Below are 18210 nucleotides of genomic sequence, written 5' to 3' on the forward strand. Positions count from 1 at the left end.
GTGTGACACGGCCGAGGCCGACCCGTCAGCTTCGGCATACGTGTGTTGTCGAATGAAAGGCGAGTCGAATGAGCCCACCGACGGATGTCGCCAAATCAGGAAAGCCACTCGACCCATACGAGCCCGGTGCGGGCAACAAACACGGCGTGGCTCCCAAGGTCTTCTATCCGTCGTTGATCATCCTCGCGTTCGTGGTGATCATCACGGTGTCGTTCCCGGACGACGTGGGCGAGTTCCTCAGCAACGTCCAGACCGACATCGTCGGCGGGTTCGGCTGGTACTACACCCTGCTCGTCGCCGTGTTCGTGGTGTTCTCGATCTGGATGGGCGTCAGCCGGTTCGGTGACATCAAACTCGGCAAGGACGACGAGGACGCCGAGTTCAGCCTCCTCGCCTGGTTCGCGATGCTCTTCGCCGCCGGCATGGGCATCGGCCTGGTGTTCTGGGGCGCGGCCGAGCCGCTGATCCACTACGACTCCCCGAAGCCCGGCACCGACGGTGGCGGCGCCCTCGGCGAGGACGGTCACGGCCGCGAGGGCATCGGCGCGGAGGGCGCCGAGCTGGCCCAGGACGCGATGGCCCAGACGTTCGTGCACTGGGGATTCCACGCGTGGGCGATCTACGTCGTGGTCGGTCTCGCGCTGGCCTATGCCATCCACCGCAAGGGCCGTCCGGTCTCGATCCGCTGGGCCCTCGAGCCCGTGCTGGGCGACCGGGTCCGCGGCTGGATCGGCGACGTCATCGACATCATCGCGATCATCGGCACGCTGTTCGGTGTCGCCACCTCGCTCGGCCTGGGCGTGAGCCAGATCGCGGCCGGGTTCGTCGAGATGGGCGTGTTCGACGAGCCCACCGACGGCGTTCTCGTCACGTTGATCGTCATCATCACCGCGCTCGCCACCGTCTCCGTGGTCTCGGGTGTCGGCAAGGGCATCAAGTGGCTGTCCAACTTCAACCTCGGCCTGGCGGCGGTGTTCCTGGTCGTCATGCTGATCGTCGGCCCGAGCCTGTTCTTCCTGCGCGACTTCGTCCAGTCCATGGGCGTGTACCTGCAGGACGTGCTGCCGACCACGTTCGACACCAGTACCTACACCGGTGACGCCGGCCAGGCCTGGCAGGGATCCTGGACGACGTACTACTGGGGCTGGTGGATCTCGTGGGCGCCCTTCGTCGGTGTCTTCATCGCCCGCATCTCCCGCGGCCGGACCATCCGCGAGTTCGTCGCCGGCGTGCTGATCGTGCCGACCATGGTCACCTTCCTGTGGTTCGCCGTGATGGGCGGCAGTGCGCTGTACCGCCAGCTGTACGGCGAAGGCGGGCTGGTCAGCCGCGGCGAGGAGGGCATGTTCGAGCGGGTCATCCCCGAGAACGTGCTGTTCAACATGGTCAGCGACCTGCCCATGGGCGGCATCCTGACCGTCATCGTGGTGGTGCTGGTCGCGATCTTCTTCGTCACGTCGTCGGACTCCGGGTCGCTGGTGGTCGACATGCTGGCCTCCGGCGGCGAGCCGGAACCGCCGAAGTGGAGCCGGGTGCTGTTCGCGGTGCTCGAGGGAGCCATCGCGATCGCGCTGCTGCTGGCAGGCGGACTGGCGGCGTTGCGCACCGGTGCGATCATCGCGGCGTTGCCGTTCAGCGTCGTGATGATCGTGATCATGGTGGCGACGTACAAGTCGTTGAAGTCCGAACACCGGGTGCTGCAGGCAGCGCAACGGCGGCAACGCCGTGAGGAGTTGCAGCGGCACATCACCCAGAGCGTCACCGGTGATCTCACCGACAACTTCGACGATCACTTCGGCGAGCAGGTCGACGACCGCATCGACCAGGCACTCGTCGGTGTCGGCGCACTGCCCGACGGTGAACGTGCCAACGGCGAGGCCGGCAGCGGCGACGGGTCCGCCGGTGGCTCGGCCGGTGGCGGCGCGGTGTCCCCGTCTGGACACGCCAGGCGCCTGCGCAGGCCGCGTCGCAAGGGCGGTGAGCAGGGCAAGGACGAGTGACGTCCGGTGTCGGTCGGCACAGTGTGAAATGAGTGTCGGTCACGACGAATCGGTGTGAGGGTGGTGTCGCTCCGGCGACACCACCCTCACACCGTTCTCGCCTCTGCACCGGCGGCGCGCGCCCACAGGCTGCCGGCTCGGCCCCCGCTTTTCCACAGTTGGCCTCGAGTGGGGTGCGAGCGTGCTCCGGCCGGGTGACGCTCGACCCATGCGGGTTCCGGACGAGGTAGTGCGTGTCGCACGCGAGCAGGACGGCCTGGTGACGCGGTCCCAGGCTCTGAGCCTCGGCATGACCGTCGCGGCGGTGCGGCACGCACTCGGCGACGGTGGGCGGTGGCAGCGCGTCCTCGACGGCGTCTATGCGGACTTCACCGGTCCGTTGCAGCAACGTCATGTGGTCCGGGCAGCCCTTCTGCGAGCCGGCCCCGGGGCCGTCGTCACCGGAGTGGTCGCCTGCCGGGGTTACGGGCTGAGGTACGTCCCGCACGGACCACTGATGTTGCTCGTGCCGGCCGACGTTCAGCGGTCCTGTCGGCCGGTCGCGGTCCTCCGGCGCGTCCGTTCGATGCCGCTGGCGCGTGAGCTGCGCGGCGTTCCCGTCGCGCCGCCGGAACGAGCGGTGGTGGATGCCTGCGTCGACAGGACACGACTGCGTGAGGTGAGGGCGCTGCTGTGTGAGAGCGTCCAAACGAGACTGACGACTCCGGAGCGGATCCGCACGCAGGCCGGTGCAGCCCGGTGGAAGGGCGCCCGTCTCGTGCGGCAAGCCCTCGATGACGTCGCCGCAGGGTGCCGGTCCGCGCCGGAATGCGAGCTGCGTGACCTCGTCCGCAGCTCGGCGGTGCTCGCCGAGCCACGGTGGAACGAGCCGCTGCCCGACGGAACCGGCGGACTGCTCGTCCCCGATGCGTGCTGGGCCGAGGCCCGAGTCGTCGTCGAGATCGACTCGGCGGAGTGGCATCGGGGCGGTGAAGCCGTCGAGCGTACCGAGCGTCGTCGCGCACGTTATGCGGCGCTCGGCTGGGCCGTGGTGCCGATCTCGCCGCGTCGCCTGCGCGAGGAGCCTGCGTCGGTCCTGAACCAGATCGAGGACGCGGTGACGGCGGGCTCGAACCGCTCCGCGGCGTGATGCGGAGGCCGACCGTGTGAGGTCGGTGTCGGTCACGACCAGACGGTGTGAAGGTCGTGTGGTTCTGGCGACACCACCTCCACACTTTCCGGCTCGGCCGTACATTCCGGGAGCACGTAAGATGGGGCGTCGCATCCCCCAGCCAGGAACGAGACCTCAGCATGTCCACGCGCCGCCGTGACGACCTCCGCAACGTCGCCATCGTCGCCCATGTCGACCACGGCAAGACCACACTCGTCGACGCCCTGTTGTGGCAGTCGGGCGTGTTCCGCAAAAACCAGGACGTGGCCGAACGCGTCATGGACTCCGGCGACCTCGAGCGCGAGAAGGGCATCACGATTCTCGCCAAGAACACCGCGGTGCGGTGGGGCGAGACGACCGTCAACATCATCGACACGCCCGGCCACGCCGACTTCGGCGGCGAGGTCGAGCGAGGACTGTCCATGGTCGACGGTGTCGTCCTGCTGGTCGACGCCAGCGAGGGGCCGTTGCCGCAGACCCGGTTCGTGCTGCGCAAGGCGCTGCATCTGAAGATGCCGATCATCGTCGTCGTGAACAAGACGGATCGGGCGGACGCCCGCATCGCGGAGGTGGTCGACGACACCTACGAACTGTTCCTCGACCTGCTCGACGACACCGCCGACCAGGACGCGCTGGACTTCCCGATCGTCTACTCCTGCGCTCGCGACGGTAAGGCGTCGCTGCATCGGCCGGCGGACGGCGAGGTGCCGGACGGTGACGACCTGAGCCCGTTCGTCGACACTGTCCTCGACACGGTTCCGGCGCCCACGTACACCGAGGGGGCGCCGCTTCAGGCGCACGTGACCAACCTGGACGCGTCCCCGTTCCTGGGCCGGCTGGCGCTGTGCCGGGTGCGCGAGGGCGAGATCGTCAAGGGCTCCCAGGTCGCCTGGTGCCGCAAGGACGGCAGCATCAACCGGGTCAAGATCACCGAACTGTTGGTGACCGAGGCGCTGGACCGGGTGCCGTCGGAGTCCGCGTCCGCGGGCGACATCATCGCCGTCGCCGGCATCCCGGACATCACCATCGGCGAGACGCTGGCCGACCCGGACGACCCGCGTCCGCTGCCGCTGATCACCGTGGACGAGCCCGCGCTGTCGATGACCGTCGGCGCCAACACGTCGCCGCTGGCGGGGCGGTCCGGCCGGACCAAGGTCACGGCACGGCTGGTGAAGGACCGCCTCGACGCCGAGCTCATCGGCAACGTGTCGCTGCGGGTGCTGCCCACCGAGCGTCCCGACGCGTGGGAGGTGCAGGGCCGTGGCGAGCTCGCGCTGGCGGTGCTGGTCGAGACCATGCGCCGCGAGGCCTACGAGCTCACCATCGGCAAGCCGCAGGTCGTCACCAAGGACGTCGGCGGCGCCGTGCACGAGCCGTTCGAGCGGCTCACGGTCGACTGCCCCGAGGATTACCTCGGCGCCGTGACGCAGCTGCTGGCCTCCCGCAAGGGCCGCATGGAGCAGATGACGAACCACGGCACCGGCTGGATCAGGATGGAGTTCGTGGTGCCCGCACGCGGGCTGATCGGGTTCCGCACCCACTTCCTGACCGAGACGCGCGGCACCGGGCTCGCTCACCACGTGTTCGAGAGCTACGAACCGTGGGCGGGTGACCTGCGGACCCGCCCGTCCGGCTCGCTGGTCGCCGACCGGCCCGGCGCGGCGACCTCGTACGCCATGTTCAACCTGCAGGAACGCGGAACGCTGTTCGTGGAGCCGGGCACCGAGGTGTACGAGGGCATGATCGTCGGCGAGAACGCGCGTGCCGACGACATGGACGTGAACATCACCAAGGAGAAGAAGCTCACCAACGTGCGATCGTCGACCGCCGACGAGCTCGAGCGGCTGGTTCCGCCGCAGCACCTCTCGCTCGAGCAGGCGCTGGAGTTCTGCCGCGACGACGAGTGCGTGGAGGTGACGCCGGAGGCCGTGCGTATCCGCAAGGTGGTCCTGGACAGTGCCGAGCGCGGGCGTGCCGCGTCGCGTCGCAAGCACGGTGGACCGCCGGCGCGCTGAGCGGCAGCCCGTGCCCGACGCCCGGCGTCAGGGACCCGGGACGGGCCCCGGAGCCGGGGACGTCGGAGCGGGCCGCGCCCTGGCGGCGTGATCACGGGCCCGGTTCCGCTGTCGACGTCCGGGACTCCGGCAACTGGGGATAGTCCGCGATGGGATAGATCCCGACCGCGAACCCATGGACGAGGTCGCCTTCGCGTGGCAGCGCGTCGAACTCCTGCACCAGCGCGGACATCCGCCGCCAGAACTCGCGCTTGCGCTCCGGACTGATTCGAGCGTGCCGGATGAAACCCCACAGCTCGCCCTCGGCGTACGCCGGCTGGGACTCACGTGCGGCGACCTCGAAGTCGTTGAAGTCCACGGGCAGCCTTCGGCCGGAAGGGCTCGTGTCCGCGACGTGGAAGGACCTGGCAGTGCGTCCGTAGAACGACTCCTCGATGGCCCGGACTCGCCGGGTGCGGACGACTTTCAGCAGCCCCGCGTCGACGAGCACGTTGACGTGGTGAGCGACCGTGCTCTTGGGCCGGTCCAGCGCCGTACTCAGCTCGGTCACACTCGCCGCCCGCTCGTGCAGGAGCCCCAGGATCGTGGTGCGCATCGGGTGGGCCAGGGCCTTGACCTGTTCCGGCTCGGTGAGAGCGCGCTGGTCCTCGAGTTCGTAGTCAGGGAGGTTGCTTTCCATCGCTGAACATACTAGCGTCCTGGAACGTACTAATTTTTTGGTTCATTAGATGGAGGTGCACATGGCCGAGATCGTCGTGTTCCACCACGCGCAGGGCTTGACCGACGGGATGCGTGCGTTCGCCGGCCGCCTCCATGACGCTGGTCATCACGTGCACCTCCCGGACGTGTTCGACGGACGGACCTTCGACGACCTCGAGGCGGGCGTCGCCCATGCCCGGGAGATCGGGTTCGGGAAGGTCACGGAGCGAGGCGTCAGGGCCGTCGAGTCGTTGCCCACCGAGATCGTCTATGCGGGGTTCTCCATGGGCGTGATGCCGGCCCAGAAGCTCGCCCAGACCCGTCCGCGTGCCCTCGGCGCGTTGTTCTTCGATGCCTGCCTGCCCGTGAGTGAGTTCGGCGAGGCATGGCCCCAGAACCTTCCAGTGCAGGTTCATGGTGGGTCGGACGACGAGTGGTTCGACGAGGATCTGGCGGCCGCTCGGGAACTCGTCGCAGCGGCCGGGGACGCCGAGTTGTTCCTGTACCCCGGCACCGCGCACCTGTTCGCGGATTCGTCCTTGGCCGGCCACGACGAGTCCGCAACCGGAGACCTCACCGAGCGCACGCTCACGTTTCTGGACCGGCTGTCCTGACCGCCGCGGCGCTCAGCGCTACCGCACGGCAATCCGGTCAGCCACGACGAGGTGCCCGTCACCAAGAAGCTCACGAACGTGCGATCGTCGACCGCCGACGAGTTCGAGCGGCAAATCTTCCGGCCATCTTCGCTGGTAGGCGGAGGATCACGGCAATTCGCCGGAGAGGTCACATTCTGATTGCGGAGTGACGTCCGTCTCGTGTATGGGCTTGCCGCCAGACACTGGGCCGCATAGAAAGTAGTTCGCGTCGGTGTCTCCATGCCTGGGATCAAGGCTGCGAACCCGTCGCTACGGCGTACCAACCGGTGCGGCCGTGTGGCCCTTACCTCAGGCAGACCCCAGGAGGCATCCATGCGAGTCTCGGCACGCAAGTCGGCGGTGGCCGGGGCCGCCGCAATGGCGCTCGCCCTGAGCGCGTGCGGTGGTGATGACAGCGGCGACGGCGGAGGCGGCTCGGCCGAAGGCGGAGGCGGGCACGTGACCGTCCGCGGCTGTAACCCGCAGAACCCGCTGGTTCCCGGCAACACCGGTGAGACCTGCGGCGGTGACGTCGTCCAGCAGCTGTTCTCGAAGCTGGTGCGCTACGACCCCGAGACCGCACAGCCACACAACGACATCGCCGAATCGATCGAGTCCGAGGACAACAGGGTCTGGACCATCACGATCAAGGACGGCTGGACGTTCCACGACGGCACCCCGATCACCGCGCAGAGCTTCGTCGACGCGTGGAACTACACCGCCCACGGCTCCAACGCCCAGTACAACCAGTACTTCTTCGAGCCCTTCAAGGGCTACGACGCGGTCGCCGGCGAGTTCGACGAGGAAGGCGCGTACATCGAGGGCTCGGCCAAGGCGGAGAAGATGTCCGGGCTCAAGGTCATCGACGAGCACACCTTCGAGGTGACGCTCAAGGAGCCGCGCGGTTCGTTCCCGCTGATGGTCGGCTACTCGGCGTTCGCCCCGCTGCCCGAGGTCTTCTTCGAGGACCCCGAGGCCTTCGGTGACGCGCCCGTCGGGTCCGGGCCGTTCAAGTTCGACTCGTGGGAGAAGAACCGCTCCATCAAGATCTCCAAGTACGACGACTACGCCGGCGAGATGGAGCCGGAGATCGAGTCGGCGACGTTCGAGATCTACGAGGACGACAACGCTGCCTACAACGACCTGCAGGCCAACCAGCTGGACCTGATGCCGCAGCTGCCGACGTCGGCGCTGGCGGGCGAGGCGTACAAGAACGACCTCGGCGAGCGGTTCGTCGAGCGCGAGGTCGGCACCATCCAGACCGTGACGTTCGCGCCGGAGTCGGTGTCGCCGGAGCTGGCCAACCCGAAGCTGCGGCAGGCGATCTCGATGGCCATCGACCGTGAGTCGATCATCGAGTCCATCTTCGCCGGGACGAAGACGCCGGCCACCGGCTGGGTCGCCCCGACCGTCGACGGGTACAAGCCCGGCGCCTGCGGTGGCTTCTGCCAGTACGACCCGCAGAAGGCTAAGGACCTGCTGGCCGAGGCCGGAGGCTATGACGGCACCCTGACGCTGTCCTACAACGCCGACGCCGACCACCAGGGCTGGGTGGACGCGACCTGCAACAGCATCCGCAACACCCTGGACATCAAGTGCAACGGTGCTCCCGAGGTCGACTTCGCGACGTTCCGCACGAAGATCGGCAACCGTGAGATGCCGGGCATGTTCCGCACCGGGTGGCGGATGGACTACCCGTCGGCCGAGAACTTCCTGGTGCCGCTCTACAAGACCGGCGCGTCCTCGAACGACGGCGACTACAGCAACCCGGAGTTCGACCGGCTGGTCGACGAGGCCGCCACCAAGACCGGCGAGGAGGCCGCCGAGCTGTACAACCAGGCGGAGGCGCTGCTGGCCGAGGAGATGACGGCCATCCCGATGTGGTACTACAAGGTCGTTGCCGGCTACTCCACCAACGTCGACAACGTCCACATCACGCCGTTCGGCACTGTCGACCTGACCAGCGTGACCACCACGAGCTGAGGCACGGACGCCGGTCCGCCACACCGGAATCGCACCGGGCGTGGCGGACCGGCGTGGTCTGTCCGAGGTGTTCCGCCGGCCGGCCCACGGCCCGAGTCCGGGTCGGAGGCCGGCCGGCGGAACTCGGATGGCAGACTCCTGTGCAGCGACGCGCACTCGGCATCCGGTAAGGAAGGCACATGGGCCGATACGTCATCCGGCGCCTCTTGCAGATGATCCCGGTGGTCATCGGAACGACGTTCATCATCTACACGATGGTGTGGGCGCTTCCCGGGGACCCGTTCGCCGGCAAATGCGGCGACCGAGCATGCCCCCCGGCATACATCAGCATGATGACCGCGGAGTACAACCTCGACGAGCCGCTGCTGGTGCAGTACGGCCTGTACATGGTCGACCTGATGCAGGGCAACTTCGGCGAGACGTTCCGCGGCACCGAGATCGTCAACGAGCTCCTGCAGCGCTATCCGACGACCGTCCAGCTCGCGGTGATCGCGATCGTCTTCGAGCTCGTCATCGGCATCGCGGCCGGCGTGGTCGCGGGCCTGCGCCGCGGCGGTTTCATCGACAATCTCGTCCTGGTCAGCACGCTGGTCGTGGTCTCCATCCCGGTGTTCGTCATCGGGCTGGTGGCGCAGATCGTCGTCGGCGTGCAGTTGGGGTGGTTGCCCGTCACCTACGACGGCACGGTCTATTCGCTGATCCTGCCAGGGTTCGTCCTGGGCAGCCTGTCGCTCGCGTACGTGGCGAGGCTGATGCGGACCAACCTGGTCGAGAACCTGCGCTCGGACTACGTGCGCACGGCAACGGCGAAGGGCATGCCGCAGAAGCGCGTCATCGGCGTGCACACCCTGCGCAACTCACTGATCCCGGTCGTCACGTTCATCGGCGCGGACTTCGGCAACCTGCTCGGCGGCGCGATCGTCACCGAGGGAATCTTCAACATCCCCGGCGTCGGCAACATGATCTTCCGCGGCATCCGCGACCGTGAAGGCGCGACGGTCACCGCGGCGGTCACGATCTTGGTGCTGGTGTTCCTGCTCGTCAACCTGTTCGTCGACCTGCTGTACGCGGCGCTCGACCCGAGGATCCGTTATGAATAGTGGCTCCACTGAATCGAACCCGCGCGGCGCCGGTCTCGGCGGCGAGGTGGCGGCGCCGGGCGGCACCGCGGTGGCCGAAGAGGACGCCGCGCCGGCGACGAACGGCGACCCGGGCCCGGAGAAGGCCCGGTCGCTGGCCGGCGACGCCTGGCGCGACCTGCGGCGCAACCCGGTCTTCCTGATCTCCAGCGGGATCGTCCTGGTGCTGATCGTGATGGCCGCGTTCCCCAGCCTGTTCACCAACGCCGACCCGCGGTACTGCAACCTGCAGTTCTCGCGACAGGCGCCCGGCGACGGGTCGCTGCTCGGCTACGACCTGCAGGGCTGCGACATCTACGCGCGCACCGTGTACGGCGCCCGCGCGTCCATCCTGGTCGGGGTGTTCGCCACGGTGGTGGTGTGCGTGGTCGGCAGCCTCATCGGCATGTTCGCGGGCTTCTACGGCCGCTGGGTCGACGCGCTCCTGTCCCGGTTCACCGACATCTTCTTCGCCATCCCGCTGCTGCTCGGTGCGATCATCGTGCTGGCGACGTTCCCGTCCGGGCAGGGCACGGCGGAGTGGGTCACCATCGCCAAGGTGGTGCTCGCGCTCGGTGTGCTCGGCTGGACCAGTGTCACCCGGATCATGCGCTCCACGGTGATCCAGGTGAAGCAGGCCGACTACGTCCAAGCGGCCCGTGCACTGGGCGGCGGCACCCGGCGGATCCTGATGCGTCACGTGCTGCCGAACGCCATGGCACCGGTCATCGTCTACGCGACCATCACCCTCGGTGTGTTCATCGGCGTCGAGGCGACGTTGTCGTTCCTGGGCATCGGGCTGCAGCCGCCGGTGATCTCCTGGGGCATCGCCATCAACAGCGCGCAGGACTACGTACGCCAGTCGCCGCATATGCTGTTGATTCCGAGTGCGTTCCTCTCCGTGACGGTGCTCGCGTTCATCATGCTGGGCGACGCGGTGCGCGACGCTTTCGACCCGAAGCTGCGCTAGGGCAGTTGCGAGCCTCGAGGAGGACGAACTAGTGGCCACGACAGAACCCTCGGCCGCGCCGCGGCCGCCGGACGCCGGTGCGGCTCCGCTGCTGGAGGTCGACGACCTGCACGTCGAGTTCCGCACCCGTGACGGCGTCGCGAAGGCCGTCAACGGAGTGTCCTACACGCTGAGCGAGGGCGAGACCCTGGCGGTGCTCGGCGAGTCGGGCTCCGGCAAGAGCGTGACGGCGCAGGCCATCATGGGCATCCTCGACACGCCTCCCGGCTACGTCACCGGTGGCGCGGTCCGGTTCCGGGGGCAGGACCTGCTGCAGCTGCCGGAGGAGGAACGCCGCGCCTACCGCGGGCGCAGCGTCGCGATGATCTTCCAGGACGCGTTGTCGTCGCTGAACCCGGTGTTCCCGGTGGGCTGGCAGATCGCGGAGATGTTCCGCGTGCACGAAGGGCTGTCCAAGAAGGACGCGCGCGCCCGGACCGTCGACCTGATGGACCAGGTGCGTATCCCGGCCGCGCGCGAGCGGGTGAACGACTACCCGCACCAGTTCTCCGGCGGTATGCGCCAGCGCATCATGATCGCGATGTCCATCGCGCTCGACCCGGACGTGCTGATCGCCGACGAGCCCACCACCGCGCTGGACGTGACCGTCCAGGCACAGATCATGAACCTTCTCGCGGACCTGCAGCGCGAGCGCAACATGGGCATGATCCTGATCACCCACGACCTCGGCGTCGTGGCCGACGTCGCGGACACCATCGAGGTCATGTACTCCGGCCGGATCATGGAGCAGGCGTCGGTGCACGACATCTACGGGGCGCCGGCGCACCCGTACACCGAGGGCCTGCTGCGATCGATTCCGCGGGTGGACCTCAAGGGCCAGGAACTGTCGGCCATCAAGGGCCTGCCGCCGAACCTCAGCAGGATCCCGGAAGGGTGCGAGTTCCGGCCCCGTTGCCCGTACGCCCAGCAGATCTGCCATGACACCCGGCCGCCGCTGCTCGAGATCGCTCCCGGGCGGTTCAGCGCGTGCCACTTCGCACAGGAGGTGCTCGAGGGTGACTTCGACAACGCCGAGCAGTGATGCCGTCCTCGACGTCCAGAACCTCGTCAAACACTTCCCGCTGACGACGGGCATCGTCTTCAAGCGCCATGTCGGTTCCGTGCAGGCCGTCGACGGCGTGTCCTTCGAGCTGCGCAAAGGCGAGACTCTGGGCGTCGTGGGCGAGTCCGGCTGCGGGAAGTCGACGCTGGCGAAGCTGCTGATGCGGCTCGAGGAGCCCACCAGCGGACGGGTCATGTACAACGGCGAGAACATCTACGACCTGCGGGGCAAGGCGCTGCGCGAGATGCGGCGCAAGATCCAGATCGTGTTCCAGGACCCGTACTCGTCGCTGAACCCGCGGATGACCGTCGGCGACATCGTCGGCGAGCCGTACGAGATCCACCCCGAGGCGGCGCCGAAGGGCCAGCGCCGGGCGAAGGTCCAGGAACTGCTCGACATCGTCGGGCTGAACCCGGAGCACATCAACCGCTACCCGCACCAGTTCTCCGGTGGGCAGCGCCAGCGCATCGGCATCGCGCGCGGGCTGGCCCTGCGCCCGGACGTCATCATCTGCGACGAGCCGGTGTCGGCGCTCGACGTGTCGGTGCAGGCGCAGGTGGTGAACCTGCTCGAGAGCCTGCAGGACGAGTTCGGGCTGTCCTACATTTTCATCGCTCACGACCTGTCCGTGGTGCGGCACATCTCGGACCGGGTGGCGGTCATGTACCTCGGCCGTGTCGCCGAGATCGGCTCGGACGCGCAGATCTACGAGAAGCCGACGCATCCGTACACCCAGGCGCTGCTGTCCGCGGTTCCGGTGCCCGACCCGTCGGTGCGCGGCCAGCGTCAGCAGATCCTGCTGTCCGGCGACGTGCCCAGCCCTGCCAGCCCGCCCAGCGGCTGCCGGTTCCGCACCCGGTGCTGGAAGGCGACCGACCTGTGCGCCGAGCAGACGCCCGAGCTGGTGGTCCGGCCGGGCAGCGACCACGAGTCGGCGTGTCACTACGCGGACGTGCGCGAGGACGTCGTCGTTCACCACTGAGTGTGGCCCGAAGAAGGGGTTCGACCGGGCGGGCACGGGGCGGGCTGGGTTTGTTGGGTCACCCGCCCGGTCGTGCTACCGAGAGTAATGGACCTGACGTTGCATCGCCGTTGCGACATTGACACGGTGTGACCGGAAGGTCACTTTCCGTGACGGTCCGACATCGTGACCCGGCCGTCGACCACCCGCGGCGGGCTCGCTCCGCGGCGGCGCGTCAGCGACCGTCGCCGAGGTCGGCCTCGAGTTCGGCGAGCACCGCCGACACCTCCGCGCGGGCCGACGAGTCCGACGGCAGCCGATCGAGGTAGCTCCGCCACGCCTGGACGTCCTCGGCTCCCGCGGGCGAGCGCACGTAGCGGTGCAGCGCCTCGGTGTCGCCGTGGCTGAGCAGCGCGTTGCGCAGCCAGCCGTGCAGCCGGTAGCGCATCGTCACGACGCCCGGCGCCGTCGAGCGCGGGAGCAGTTCGCCGCGATAGAGCTCGACGGCACGGGCGTAATCGCCGGCGGAGAGGCAGTCGGCGACCTCCGCGGCGTCGGTGTGGATCTCCGTGCACAGCTGATATCGCGCCGAGGGGGAGACGAGGCCGGGGATCGCCTTGCGTAGACGCGAGACCTCCGCGCGGACCGTGACCTCGGCGGCGTCGTGCTCGTACATCTTCCACGCCAGGTCGGCGGCCGACAGCCCTTCGGGATTGGCGGCCAGCAGCAGCAACAGCTCGGTGTGCCGCAGACTCACCTGGACCGGCCGGCCCTGCAGCGTGAGCGCGCCCCGGTCGCGCCCGAGCACGGCGAGGCGTCCGGAACCGTTGTCGTCGTCGGTCATGTCCAGCCGGGGCGCGAACCGTAGCTCGGCCTCGATGGCGGCGACCGCGGAGCGGACCAGGAACGCCGACTGGGGCGACACCACGTCCGCGCCGCCGGTGATGTCCAGGACCCCGATGACGTCTCGGGACCACGGGTCGCGGATCGGCGCAGCGGTACAGCTCCAGGGCTGGACGGTCCGGGCGTAGTGCTCGCTGCCGAACACCTGGACGGTGTCGCCGACGGCGAGAGCGGTGCCGATGGCGTTGGTGCCGATGTCGTCCTCGCGCCAGGTCGCGCCGGCCACGAGGTGCATGCGCTCGGCCCGGCGGCGTAGCTGATCGTCACCCTCGGTCCACAGGAGGCGGCCCTGCGCGTCGCCGACGACGACGATCACGCCGGCGTCGGAGGCGCCGTCGACCAGCAGCTTGCGTACGACGGGCATCGCCCTGGACAGCGGGTGCGAGCGCCGTGCGGACTCGAGATCCGCGTCGTCCAGGGTCAGCGGCGAGGCCCGACGGTCCGGGTCGACACGCATCGCCGCGGATCGCCGCCAGGACTCGAGCACCATCGGACGCACGTCGAGGACGTCCTGCCCGGGCGCGGAGACGAACTGCTCGTGGGCGCGGATGGTGCTGCGCCAGCGGCTGGTGGGGTCGGCGCCCTGCGGCAGCGCGAGCGAGAGCTTGGACATCTCTGTTCTCCCCACGGGGCCGACCTTCCGAGCAGCCGGTCCGCTCGACGTCGATGTTCAAACCCAGCGTAGAGCCTCCGGTGGTGATCGGCATGCGGGGTGTGCCGGCGCCGCGGCCGCCACCGTGGGGAAGCGTCCGATCACCTCACGGTTCCCGCCCCGCGTCCGAGCACCGCACCAGGGCGGTTCCCCAGGAGGCATGGCCGTCAGCGGTGCTGTCCGTCGCGTGCTCGACGGTCAGCTTGAGCACCTGTACGCCGCTGATGTCGACGTCGACGGCCTTCGGGGGGTCGGTGGCGTCCAGCATGCCGCTGTCGTAGAGCATCTCGCCGTCGCCGAACACGTAGAACGTCACGCGTCCCCGGCCGGGTCTCTTGAAGTCGTCGATGCCGACGTCGGCGACGAAACGTGTGCCGTTGCCTCCGAGGTAGTAGCGGACGTCGGCGGGCGCATGGCTGCCGAGGCCCTTGTCGTAGGTCCGCCCGTCCAGGCTGATCGTGGCCCCGTCGTCGGCTCCCTGCCGGCCGTTGCCCATGTCCCGCTCCAGGGGACCGTAGCCGTTGGCCGCCGAGATCCAGGCCAGGTCGCTCAGGTAGGTGTCGCGCTCAGGAGCCGCGGGAACGACGGTCACGATGACCGGCAACCGGGTGCCTCCCCGGCGGCCGCCGCTGCGGTGGGACGCGGACGCACGGACCCGGTAGGCGTCCGGGCCGGGCACGGAGGACGTCTCGTAGCCGCTCGGGCTCGGTTCGGTACCCGCCGGCAGCGAAACCTCCCAGCTGGCGTCCACGGACTGCCCCGGGTGAACGGCGCGGAAGGTGCTGTCGGACACCGACGCGACGCGCCAGCCGTCCGGGGCGTCCAGCATCAGCGCGACGTCGGAGACGGCGTGCTGCCGGTGGTTGGTGAAGGTGACGGTGACGGTGGACGTCGCGCCGGCCACCAGGAACTCCGGGCCGGCGACCGAGAGGTCCTCGGGGCTCCAGACGTCGCGCTCGAACGGGCGTTCCTCCCACGCCTCGTGCATCAGCGCCACCATGCTCAGGGCGACCTCGGGATGGTCGGCAGCCACGTTCGTGGTCTCGCCGGGGTCCGTGCCGAGATCGTAGAGTTCGACGTCCCACTGCTCGTCGGGCACGAACCGGTCGCGGCCAGGAGCGAACCGCACCGCCTTCCAGTCGTCCCGGCGGACCGCTTCGCACAGCGTGAGGATCCTTCCCCGGTCCGCTTCCCTCGCGGGTGCGCTCCCGACGTGTCGGTCCAGCCGGAACCAGTACAGGTAGTCGTGCTCGCGCGGCCGGCGGCTCGGCGCGCCGTCCAGCGCACCGCGCATGGAGATGCCGTCCAGGTCGTCGGGGACCGGGGCGCCCGCGAAGTCGGCCAGGGTCGGGAAGACGTCGTGAGAGGCCCAGACGTGGTCGCTGGTGCTCCCCGCGGTCCGGCGCAGGATCCGGGGCGCCCACGCGATCATCGGCACCCGGATGCCACCCTCGTACAGGTTGCGCTTGTACCCCCGCAGCCCGCCGTTGCTGTCGAAGAACTCGGCGTCGAAGCCCGGTCTGCCCGCCTGGTGTGGTCCGTTGTCGCTGGTGAAGAAGACGATCGTGTCCTCGTCGAGGCCCAGGTCGGCCAGCGTGTCCATGATCCGCCCGACGTGGCTGTCGATCCGGGTGATCTGTGCCGCATGCGCCTTCTCGCCCTCGCCCCACGGCCGGTCCTCGTACGGCGCCAGACTGGGAACGTCCTGCGGCGAGTGCGGCAGCGTGGTGGGCAGGAACAGCAGGAACGGGTCGTCCCGGTTGCGCTCGATGAAGTCCAGCGCCCTGTCGGTGAACAGGTCCGGGGCGAAGGCCGCCTTCCGGCCGTTCTCGTTCTCCGGCAGGTTCACCCGGTCGCCGTTGTCCCACAGATACGTCGGGTAGTGGTCGTGCGCGTGCCGGTGCGAAATGTAACCGAAGAACTCGTCGAAGCCACGCCGGTTCGGGTGGCTCGGCTGGTCCGGATTCTCGAGCCCGAGTCCCCACTTGCCGTAGCAGGCGGTCCGGTAGCCGGTGGCCTTGAGGACCTCGGCGAACGTGACGTCCTCTTGCCGCAGCGAGCTCCGCTCGTCCTCGCCGAACGGGTTCTTCGGCACCGTGCTGTGGCCGACATGCAGTCCGGTGAGCAGGGTGCACCTCGAGGGGCCGCAGATCGGCGAGCCGGCGTAGTGGTTGGTGAAGCGCACGCCCTCCGACGCCAGCCGGTCCAGGTGCGGCGTGCGGATGTGCTCCTGGCCGTAGCAGCCGAGCTCTCCGTAGCCGAGATCGTCGGTGTAGACGAACACGAAGTTCGGCCGCCTGCCGGCGGCGCCGTCGCGCGGGCTCGCCATGGCCGAGTACGGCGCGGACGCCAGTGCCGTGCCGGCCAACCCGGCCCCGCTCGTCTTGAGCAGATCTCGCCGGGTCAGCCCGCGACGCTGCTGCTGTTTCTCAGCCGTCATCGGTGTTCACCTCCTCCGCCGGGCCGGGAAGGGGGCGTGCCCACTTCGCCGCGTCAGGGTGGTCGGGTCTTGACTCGCGTTGGACATGTGGGCCTCACAGGGCGACTATCGACAACGGCGATGACCGGAGGTTAGACCTCAATCCACAGAGGCTAGACCTCTTCCCATATCGGGTCAATAGGGACGAGAGGTGCTCCGGCGGCTCGATCCGCTGGGCCGAGGTCGGACCGGGGACCGAGGTCTCACTAGGCTGGGTCCATGCCCGATTCCACCGTTGACCGCCGTGTCCTGCTCGTTCATGCCCACCCCGACGACGAGACCATCGGCACCGGCGCCACCATGGCCAGGTACGCGGCCGAAGGCGCCCACGTCACCCTCGTGACCTGCACTCAAGGCGAGCTCGGCGAGATTCTCGTGCCCGAGCTGGCCCATCTGGCGCCCGAGCACGACGACCGCCTCGGCGAGCACCGTGTCGGCGAGCTCACCGAGGCGATGAAACACCTCGGTGTGTCCGACCACCGCTTCCTCGGCGGCCCGGGGCGCTACCGCGACTCCGGCATGGTCTGGGGCGACGAGGGCCGCCGGGCCGTCGCGCCCGAGCAGGTCGACCCGCGCAGCTTCTGGGCGGCGGATCTGCGCGACGCGTCGGATCACCTGGTCGAGATCATCCGCGAGGTTCGCCCGCAGGTCCTGGTGACCTACGACGAGAACGGCGGGTACGGCCACCCGGACCACATCCAGGCACACCGGGTGGCCATGTACGCCTCGCTGCTGGCCGCCGTGCCGACCTACCGGCCCGAACTGGGAGCCGGCTGGGACATCGCGAAGGTCTACTGGACGGCGATGCCCCGCAGCGCCATCCAGCAGGGCATCGACGCGATGCGCGAGCGCGGCGAAGACGGCTTCGGGGGTGTGGAGTCCGCCGACGACCTCGGGTTCGTCGTCGAGGACGCCGACGTCGCCGCGGTCGTCGACGGCGGCGCCCACATCGACGCGAAGGTCGCGGCGATGCGCGCGCACGCGACCCAGATCGACGTCGACGGTCCGTTCTTCGCGCTGGCCGACAACGTCGGGCAGAGCATCTGGGCCAAGGAGCACTACCGGCTGGTCCGCGGTGTCCAGGGGCCGGTCGACCCCGCCACCGGTGTCGAGACCGACCTGTTCGCCGGCGTGGTCCCGTGACCGTGGCGGCAGGCGGTGCCCGGCGCCGAACCGGGGCACGTGTCCTGCCGATCGTCGGGGTGTTCCTGCTCGCCGTGGTGGCCGCGGTGGTGGCCGTGGCCGGCGCCTTCGTGCACATGTGGGCGTCGCCCGCCGGCCTGGTGCTGGCGGTGGGCGGCGCCGCCGGCGTCGCGGTGCTGGCCCGCGCGTGTGCGCGGACCCGGGCCGGAGGCGGCGTCGTCGCGGTCGCGTGGCTGGCGCCCACGCTGGTGCTCGCGCAGCACTCGCCGGGCGACGATCTGGTGATCACCGGGGAGCCGGTCGGGCTCGTCTTCCTGTTCGGCGGGTCCGTGAGCCACGCCGTCGCACTGGGGCTGGGCGCTGGGCGGAACTCGCCGCGAGCGGTCACGTAAGATGCGCC

The 18210-nt window shown here is 69.1% G+C and carries 14 protein-coding genes; 11 read left to right on the top strand and 3 right to left on the bottom strand.

The window, feature by feature from the left end:
* Positions 1 to 68: 68 nt before the first annotated feature.
* From CLV30_RS16310 to typA, 3 genes are all read left to right on the top strand, one after another.
* Entirely contained in the window at positions 69 to 2000 is a 1932-nt protein-coding gene (locus tag CLV30_RS16310) for a BCCT family transporter (RefSeq protein ID WP_106538292.1), read from the top strand.
* Between the two features lie 208 nt (positions 2001 to 2208).
* Positions 2209 to 3129: a PDDEXK family nuclease gene (locus CLV30_RS16315; protein ID WP_129711068.1), complete on the top strand. Its 921-nt coding sequence runs from the start codon at positions 2209 to 2211 to the stop codon at positions 3127 to 3129.
* Between the two features lie 161 nt (positions 3130 to 3290).
* Positions 3291 to 5165: a translational GTPase TypA gene (gene typA / locus CLV30_RS16320; RefSeq protein WP_106538294.1), complete on the top strand. Its 1875-nt coding sequence runs from the start codon at positions 3291 to 3293 to the stop codon at positions 5163 to 5165.
* Positions 5166 to 5256: 91 nt separating this feature from the next.
* Here the strand turns inward: typA and CLV30_RS16325 are convergent, their stop codons facing one another.
* Positions 5257 to 5844, bottom strand: coding sequence for an ArsR/SmtB family transcription factor (locus CLV30_RS16325; protein ID WP_106538295.1), 588 nt, complete (start codon positions 5842 to 5844; stop codon positions 5257 to 5259).
* Positions 5845 to 5905: 61 nt separating this feature from the next.
* On the opposite strand from CLV30_RS16325, the gene CLV30_RS16330 reads away from it, so the two are divergent.
* The 6 genes from CLV30_RS16330 to CLV30_RS16355 all read left to right on the top strand — a co-directional run bounded on the left by CLV30_RS16330 (position 5906) and on the right by CLV30_RS16355 (position 12654).
* Positions 5906 to 6478, top strand: a complete 573-nt coding sequence (locus CLV30_RS16330; RefSeq protein ID WP_106538373.1) for a dienelactone hydrolase family protein — start codon at positions 5906 to 5908, stop codon at positions 6476 to 6478.
* 354 nt (positions 6479 to 6832) lie between these two features.
* Positions 6833 to 8482: a peptide ABC transporter substrate-binding protein gene (locus CLV30_RS16335; RefSeq protein ID WP_106538296.1), complete on the top strand. Its 1650-nt coding sequence runs from the start codon at positions 6833 to 6835 to the stop codon at positions 8480 to 8482.
* Positions 8483 to 8661: 179 nt separating this feature from the next.
* Positions 8662 to 9582, top strand: coding sequence for an ABC transporter permease (locus CLV30_RS16340; RefSeq protein WP_106538297.1), 921 nt, complete (start codon positions 8662 to 8664; stop codon positions 9580 to 9582).
* A complete protein-coding gene (locus CLV30_RS16345; protein ID WP_106538298.1) occupies positions 9575 to 10570 on the top strand; it encodes an ABC transporter permease in 996 nt (331 codons plus the stop codon). The genes CLV30_RS16340 and CLV30_RS16345 overlap by 8 nt, the downstream gene beginning before the upstream one ends.
* 31 nt (positions 10571 to 10601) lie before the next feature.
* Positions 10602 to 11651 (top strand): ABC transporter ATP-binding protein, encoded by a 1050-nt coding sequence (locus tag CLV30_RS16350; RefSeq protein WP_106538299.1) that lies wholly within the window; start codon positions 10602 to 10604, stop codon positions 11649 to 11651.
* Positions 11548 to 12654, top strand: coding sequence for an ABC transporter ATP-binding protein (locus CLV30_RS16355; RefSeq protein ID WP_106538300.1), 1107 nt, complete (start codon positions 11548 to 11550; stop codon positions 12652 to 12654). The genes CLV30_RS16350 and CLV30_RS16355 overlap by 104 nt, the downstream gene beginning before the upstream one ends.
* A gap of 214 nt (positions 12655 to 12868) precedes the next feature.
* On the opposite strand, the gene CLV30_RS16360 is transcribed toward CLV30_RS16355, so the two are convergent.
* Together CLV30_RS16360 and CLV30_RS16365 are read right to left on the bottom strand one after the other, a co-directional pair.
* On the bottom strand, positions 12869 to 14149 hold the full coding sequence (locus tag CLV30_RS16360) for a sigma-54-dependent transcriptional regulator family protein (RefSeq protein ID WP_106538301.1): 1281 nt from the start codon (positions 14147 to 14149) through the stop codon (positions 12869 to 12871).
* Between the two features lie 145 nt (positions 14150 to 14294).
* Complete coding sequence (locus tag CLV30_RS16365) at positions 14295 to 16628, bottom strand: sulfatase family protein (RefSeq protein ID WP_106538302.1); 2334 nt, start codon at positions 16626 to 16628, stop codon at positions 14295 to 14297.
* Positions 16629 to 16886: 258 nt separating this feature from the next.
* On the opposite strand from CLV30_RS16365, the gene mshB reads away from it, so the two are divergent.
* Together mshB and CLV30_RS16375 are read left to right on the top strand one after the other, a co-directional pair.
* A complete protein-coding gene (gene mshB, locus CLV30_RS16370) occupies positions 16887 to 17810 on the top strand; it encodes an N-acetyl-1-D-myo-inositol-2-amino-2-deoxy-alpha-D-glucopyranoside deacetylase (protein WP_106538303.1) in 924 nt (307 codons plus the stop codon).
* The gene (locus CLV30_RS16375; RefSeq protein ID WP_106538304.1) at positions 17807 to 18202 is read left to right on the top strand and encodes a DUF6113 family protein; all 396 of its coding nucleotides are present in this window, start codon (positions 17807 to 17809) and stop codon (positions 18200 to 18202) included. Before mshB ends, CLV30_RS16375 begins: the two co-directional genes overlap by 4 nt.
* The last annotated feature ends 8 nt before the right edge of the window (positions 18203 to 18210 follow it).

The sequence above is a fragment of the Haloactinopolyspora alba genome (genome assembly GCF_003014555.1).
GTDB classification, from domain to species: Bacteria; Actinomycetota; Actinomycetes; order Jiangellales; family Jiangellaceae; genus Haloactinopolyspora; species Haloactinopolyspora alba.